This window comes from Cupriavidus basilensis OR16, from assembly GCF_000243095.1.
In the GTDB taxonomy this organism is placed as follows: domain Bacteria; phylum Pseudomonadota; class Gammaproteobacteria; order Burkholderiales; family Burkholderiaceae; genus Cupriavidus; species Cupriavidus basilensis_D.
The window spans coordinates 1-360 of the sequence record NZ_AHJE01000363.1; the positions used below are offsets into that span (position 1 = coordinate 1).

Sequence of the window (360 nt, forward strand, 5' to 3'; positions counted from 1 at the left end):
ACCAGGCCGAGTAGAAACGGAAATATCCGGGGCCCATCTTGGCGGCTGTTCCCATGGAATAGCCGCGGGCGACCCAGGAAAAGCACAATCCGACCAGGATGAACATCAGGCCGGAGGCAAAGTCCTTTTGGCTGCGTATGCGCAAAACGATTCTCCTCAAAGTACGTGAAAGCTGTGCCCCTCCGCTCACAGGCTCTTTGCGTGCGGAGGTGGTCCGATCGGCAGGACGAACATGTTGTCCCTGCAGGATGGAACGAACATTAGAGAGGCGATCTTTCAGCTTGCTTTCATTTGTCTTGGTTTAGGGGTATTCACCGATACGCCTGGAAATCCCGCCAAATCACATACATCACGCCGCGA

General features: G+C 54.7%; 1 pseudogene. It reads right to left on the minus strand.

Annotated elements, in window-relative coordinates:
* Positions 1-145, minus strand: a pseudogene (locus OR16_RS42750) (tripartite tricarboxylate transporter TctB family protein); the annotation flags it as partial.
* Positions 146-360 lie beyond the last annotated feature (215 nt).